The 6,086-nt window shown below is 49.7% G+C and carries 5 protein-coding genes and 1 pseudogene; 4 read left to right on the top strand and 2 right to left on the bottom strand.

The window, feature by feature from the left end:
- The first annotated feature begins 652 nt into the window (after positions 1 to 652).
- Positions 653 to 931, top strand: coding sequence for a hypothetical protein (locus PGX04_RS07070; protein ID WP_273737864.1), 279 nt, complete (start codon positions 653 to 655; stop codon positions 929 to 931).
- A 1,140-nt stretch (positions 932 to 2,071) separates the two neighbouring features.
- Here PGX04_RS07070 and PGX04_RS07065 read toward each other — a convergent pair.
- Positions 2,072 to 3,204, bottom strand: a pseudogene (locus tag PGX04_RS07065) (IS4 family transposase).
- A 168-nt stretch (positions 3,205 to 3,372) separates the two neighbouring features.
- Here PGX04_RS07065 and PGX04_RS07060 point away from each other — a divergent pair.
- Both PGX04_RS07060 and PGX04_RS07055 read left to right on the top strand, forming a co-directional pair.
- A complete protein-coding gene (locus PGX04_RS07060; protein WP_273737863.1) occupies positions 3,373 to 3,507 on the top strand; it encodes a hypothetical protein in 135 nt (44 codons plus the stop codon).
- A 252-nt stretch (positions 3,508 to 3,759) separates the two neighbouring features.
- Positions 3,760 to 4,221 carry a helix-turn-helix domain-containing protein gene (locus tag PGX04_RS07055; protein WP_273737862.1) on the top strand — a complete coding sequence of 154 codons (462 nt, stop codon included), beginning with the start codon at positions 3,760 to 3,762 and terminating at the stop codon, positions 4,219 to 4,221.
- Positions 4,222 to 4,886: 665 nt separating this feature from the next.
- Here PGX04_RS07055 and PGX04_RS07050 read toward each other — a convergent pair.
- Positions 4,887 to 5,174 carry an HVO_A0114 family putative DNA-binding protein gene (locus PGX04_RS07050; RefSeq protein WP_273737861.1) on the bottom strand — a complete coding sequence of 96 codons (288 nt, stop codon included), beginning with the start codon at positions 5,172 to 5,174 and terminating at the stop codon, positions 4,887 to 4,889.
- 196 nt (positions 5,175 to 5,370) lie between these two features.
- On the opposite strand from PGX04_RS07050, the gene PGX04_RS07045 reads away from it, so the two are divergent.
- Entirely contained in the window at positions 5,371 to 5,679 is a 309-nt protein-coding gene (locus tag PGX04_RS07045; RefSeq protein WP_273737860.1) for a DUF7718 family protein, read from the top strand.
- The last annotated feature ends 407 nt before the right edge of the window (positions 5,680 to 6,086 follow it).

Here is a 6,086-nt window from a genome sequence, read left to right as displayed (position 1 = left end):
CCAACCCCTGTTGTCCTGATTCACGCACAGGGGCTTCAAAGCAGGATTTTCATAGAGTCATTGTATGACACGCTCCGCTCTATATAGTTACTCACGAACCTCAGCGGGTTCCTTTGCTGCTATCCATCTGTGGTCGTTCGCCTCTTCCACCAACACGTAGTGACCGTCAATTTGTATAGCCTCTACGTCTATCGATTCGTTACGCACTTGAGGCTCAGATGTTTCGTGAATCATGTCCGTCTCTCACTGGCAGTCGCGCTCGTCTCCGATACCCTAATATCGGGGACAGTTTCGTGTGTTACTTCTGGAAGAGACTTATACCCCGCCCGCGATTTGCACGAGTCGAAGTCGAACTCACATCGGTTTTCGAGCGGCGTGCTCTGTGAGTGACGACTTATTATATAAGTCGGAAACGAATCATCCACACTTCCCGTATTGACCTGAAGTCGGCCAGAGGAATTTTCATGCGCTGTCAATAGCGGAACAATCCTACAGAAAGCCAGGAGAAGAAGCACTCAAACATGCTCTCGACGCTGCGCTCTAAAATCAACGTGCTTCACAAGAGCGTTCATCGATTAATAAAATAATCTGCTCAATAAACATCATTTTTTATAATGATAGATATATATCCTAGGAAGGTGTGTTAACTAACATGGCACGGTCACAAATTCAAAGAAAAACGTCGGATAAAGGCGAAATATTGGTAGCTGAAGTTTACGAGTTAGAAGGAAGACTAAATGATGAAGAACAAGAACAGTTTGATGAAAACCCAAAGGAAATCATTAGAGACATCCTCGAGAATGAAGGTCATGAAGTCAATAATGTAATTGTTTCACAGGAAGTAGCAGATGGGGTTGCGCTACAAGGTGTGGTACTCCACGTTGTAACCGGTGAAAATGCGTCAACCTATATTATAGTTAAAACGTTATAAAAGAACATCACATCTTTTCCCGTACTCGGCTGGATAGACGCATCTACAACCGTGTTTTAGACGCTCGAGGTAGGGTGCAAGCAGGGAGAACGGGGTTCCTCGAGCGGGATCTATCGTATCGAAAGGGGTGGGTGGGGTGGCGGCAGGGGGTGCAGACAACGCGTCGGGTGCATGCCATTTAGTGTGATGGATTCCCTGCCGTATTACTATTCATTACTCCCATAGGTGATAAAGTTAACCCTAACGAGTTAGGTATAGGCAGAACGGGGGTTCCTCGAGTCGTCGATAGCACTGAAAAGCTACGTCGGAAGGGGAAACCGAGGTAGCTTAAATCCCCCTGCAGGGGGTTGAACAGGCAATGTCGACGCCCCCTGCATATAGATCATGGTACTGTGTCACAATAAAACCATATTATCGAACCGTGTGCCCAGATTGTCCTCGTTCGGTCCAAATTGCAGCGTGAATAGCGTTAGATTTGTATAACCTACCATATCGACAGAGAGATTTTCACGGGGAGTACCCTGTGTGTACTAAAATGGAGAGTCGCCAGAGTATATCTGGATGTCACAGGCTCTTACACACTTCGCTATCGGTGCAACTGGAATGACCGTTCTGGTTGCCCTTTTCCCTGGTCGTGTACGGATCCCCCGTACACTCATTTTACTGGGAGGCGTGTTTGCGTTAGTTCCAGACGCCTACAAGATTGCACCAACCTATGTTGGTTGGATAGAGGTAATCCATAACTCGACAATGGGGAACCTTTTCTGGCTACATCAGCTGGTCGACGCACTTGACCCGGCCGACTCTTATCTTGTTACGGCGATCGCGGTCGCCATGTGGATTGGAGTGACGATTACTGTAGAACTAATGCGTCTACTCCAAGCGACATTTTTGAATAGCACCGCTGAACGCAGTAGTTGTGATCAGCTTAGCTAAGAAACACGTTCCACTGGATAAAAGGGAACGGGGCTACGTAATCCCTTGATTACGCACTATTGACTCAATGCCATTACTACACACTGATAGTGATTAGGGAGGTTATTTACCGGTAGACGTGGTAGATTTGATAATGGGTCAGCTTGACGAGATCACGCTTGAGGAACTCTACGAGCTCAAAGAACAGATAGCATTGGTCTTTAGTTAGGCCCCAGTCCTCGGTTGTGTAGCGGTAGCGAGCCTCTCTTGGAGTATCGGTCGTTGTTGGTGTATCTTCTGAGCCTCGTCGATCAACCGTTCCAGCAACGGTGGCGGAGAGTAACCGAGGTGTTCACCGAGTTCCTGAAGGATGAGCTGGGCGTGCGACCGGAAGGTCGCCGCCCAGCGTTCTGGTGGAAACACGAGCTCATCATCTGCCTGCTCGGTGACCAGATCCAACAGATCACGGCTGACCAGCAGTGACAGTAACGCCGCATACAGCAGTATCTCCACGACGTGCTTCTTGCTCGTGGTAAACTCGTCCAACGAGTATTGTGTCTTGAGTTCGCGGAATAACAACTCAACCTCCCATCTGCAGCGGTAGATCGTCGCTAGATCTGCCGGGAAGAACTCTTCTCGCGGGAGATTCGTGATATAGAGATGATAGTCGTCGGCGTTCTTGTTGCGGACGCCGACGACACGGAACGTCTTCGTGTCCCACGACTGCGTCCCTGCATACTCTCTGCGCTGGAATTCTGCTTCGACCTCAACATCGATATACTGCCGATAGAGGTCATCAGCCACGTCGTGGATCTTCTCACTCTCCAAAGGAATGGCGTCGCCACGCCATTCCCGTAATTCTCCCGTTATCACCGGGTTCACGTTTGATTTGAGTCGGCTCACGAAGTAGCCGTCATCCTCGTCGATCAGTGCGAAACGACGGTACTTGAAATACGCTTGATCGAACAGTACCAACCGGTCTTTGAGCCACGGACCCGTGTCAAACTCCGTGCTGTCGTGTGCTTTTTCGTCAGTGACGCTGAACCAGTCGAAATCTGCATCAACTGTATCCGGGACAGCGACCCATCGAGCGCGACCTCGACGAGGTCGCGGAGATACTCCGCGAGTGAGGGCGTCAGTCGCTGATAGAATCTGCCAGGAGAGATCGTTTCATCCGCTGTAGCGTTGTAGCTCCGTCTGAACTCAGTGAGTGTTCGACTCTCGCCTGCGGCGAAGCCGAACACGAATGCCCAGACGAAGGCAGGAATCTGGAGCTTGCGGTCGCGTTCGACCACGCCGAGGAACTCGGCGTGCCCTTCAAGGAACTCGGAGAGAAACAGTGTAGTGAGCCGACGCATAATTCGAGATGAGGAGGCGTCTTGTTGCACACTTGCCGCCTCCTCGTTCCTTCCGCAAACATACCTCGATAAGCCACCGCTGTCACGCGATTCGTCTCCTAACTAAAGACGGGTGCTTCTTGGGAGTTTATGGAAAATATATTGATGGTTCGATCTATGGTATGTATTATGACTGAAACAGTTGACGAACCGTGGACAAAAGAAGTTGACCATGTAAATGAAAAGGGAGATGCTGACTTGGAACGTCGAACAGGTTATCTCTCCTTGCAAGATATAAGCGGAGAGCTATCAGCAATTGCATAACAACTAGCAGATAAATGGGATCTTTCACAAGCGAAAGCCGCAGATCGTACCGCCCGGATATTTCTTTCATACATACTGGATATCCACGATGATCTGTTTGAGGATATTCGGGAAGAGTATGAGATAAGATTTCTTATTCCCCCAAGTGATTGGGTAGAAAACTTTGAACCGATCAATCTTCAATATCAGAAACAAGGTTCTTCTGTCAATATCAGCGTACCACCAACTGTCGAAGATTTGGTTGAGTTAGTCGTGGCTACTGAAGAAATTGAGATTAATTCAAAAGCTGACTTTCTGCGTGTTTCTCTTTATTGGGTAGTCGGAGAGAGCGAGTGGAATGGACGTGAGGAACGAGATAGATCCACAGATGAGAAACGAAACGACCCTACGATTGAGTGGGATAAATTTGAGAAACAGAACTCTCCTACCTATATTCGAACCCTATATGCAAGCAAGGCGAGACAAGATCTCGCTGATTTCTTCTTAGACCTCCGCTGGTCTGAAGAGTATCAACCGCTGTCAAAACAAAATATAATAGATCACACTGGATTACAACGCAAAACGGTTATCGAACACATCGACGTTCTTGTTGATATGGGAATTGTAAATGAAGTGAAAGAAGGCAGATGGCCAAAGTATGAACCTGCCGTTGATAAAGAGACGTACCAGATTGTGTTAGAGGCAAATCAGGTACTTGGAGAATACTATAGCTAAGCTATACTCGTGAGCGTGTCATACGATAGTTCTCAATAACCATTATTCACGGTATTTATCTTGAACAAAAACAATAACTGGCGAAACTACAGGCTCGTACGCGAATTGAGAGCTGTATAATCGTCAGGTAGAGGGTGTGAGACGTATTCTATGACACGCTGTTTCAGTGCTATCGACGACTCGAGGATCCCCCGTTCTGCCTACACCTGCCTCGTTAGAGTGTAACTTTATTACCCATGATAGTGTTGAATGGTAACATGGAGGGTGATCCATCGCACTGAATGATATCCCGACGCATTGTCTTGCACCGCCTTCCATCATCCCGCCCAACCTACTCTTTCGATACGATAGATCCCGCTCGCGGAACCCGGTTTTCCCTGCTTGCACCCTACCTTGCGCGTCTAAGACACGGTTGTAGATGCGTCTATCCAGCCGAGTACGGGAAAAGAGTAAACGTCTAAAGCAGGCCTCTCTTCTGAAGGTGCACTTCGGCACAGTCCGTGCAGATCCCGACGTGTGTCCCATCGGTCTCCCCTGGAGAACAGGCTGGTCAAATACGTCGAGAAGGAGAAGACCTACCGAAAGGCCGGTATCCTCACACGTTCGCGCTGGTTACTCACCGGTATCCCTGTCGACGAGTGAACTCGAGGAGTGACGGCCCAAACCTACACGACAGGCTCGACGACGACCGTCTCGTGTTTCTTCTTGGGGAGCTTCCGCTTGCCCTCGCGATCGAACGTGACGAGATCGTGGGTCGCAAGCAGTTCAAGGTCTCGGCTTACAGCACCCTTGTCACGATCGAGTTCGTCGGCAAGCGATCGGACAGAATGGACGTCGCCGGTAGCGAGGCGGTTCAGGATTGCTCGCCGTTTCGGCGTCAGAACTTCAGCTGCGCTATCGGCATCGAGAACATAAACGTCCTCGAACCCTTCTTTCGCCAGCGCTCGAGCCATCATTGACCGCTTTTTTTCGGTAGAGATATGGACTGACATCGGAGTATGGCTGCTGTCTTATCGTTGTATTATACCTCAACACATAAATCCCTTTGCCCGGTTTTGTTTTCTTAATCAACTAACTACTCAATATAGCATACATATTTTGTGCGGCTAAGACTAAGTGGGTGGGCTTCCTTCCCTCGCTTTAAGCCAGATGACGCAGGAATACGGGTACAAGCTCGGTTCATTTCTCGGGTACGAGTTCTCCCTTCGGGTCAGCGCGTCGCCGTCTCTTGATGTTGTCGACGACTTTGCGGTGACGGTCTACTACAGCCTCTCGAGTGGGGAGAGCAAGGCGATCGCTCGAGTCGACAACGCGCACGGATTCGTACATTTCGATCGGATCTACCGCCGAGACCAGCCGAAGGATCCTGTCGACTGGACTTGGCAGAAAGCCGAGGGCGAACTTCGTGAGAACTGGCGCCAGTACGCTAAAAGCTACGATGACGCGCACGGGCTGTGACATCCCGCTCACAGCAAAGTTTGAGTGACGGCGTTCTCTGCTAACTGATCGTCTTCTGCGAAGTGATGCGGTTTATTTCACTTAACCGTCCGAGAGAGGGGTACGATCGGTTGGCGTCGTTCTGACGGCCTCGAGCGCCCATTCGTTGCTGTCACCAAAGTCGTCTTTTACTGCCGCCGCGGTCATACCCGACTTCGAAGCGCCTTGGCCGGACGCCGAGACAGAGCCCCTGTGGAGATCATCAGCCGGTGATAGGTTCTGATGGTGGTGCTGCATAGAGGGCGCGTATCTCTCACCAAACGATTCCAAATCAAGAGGGGTCAAATCGTTCAGTCCAGTAGACACAGTGATCGGCCATGCCCAATTCCAATTGAGTAAATATAGATAACTTAGAGGGAGTAGAGTAA

Source organism: Natrinema soli (genome assembly GCF_028618695.1).
This window is presented reverse-complemented; position numbering and strand designations above follow the sequence as displayed.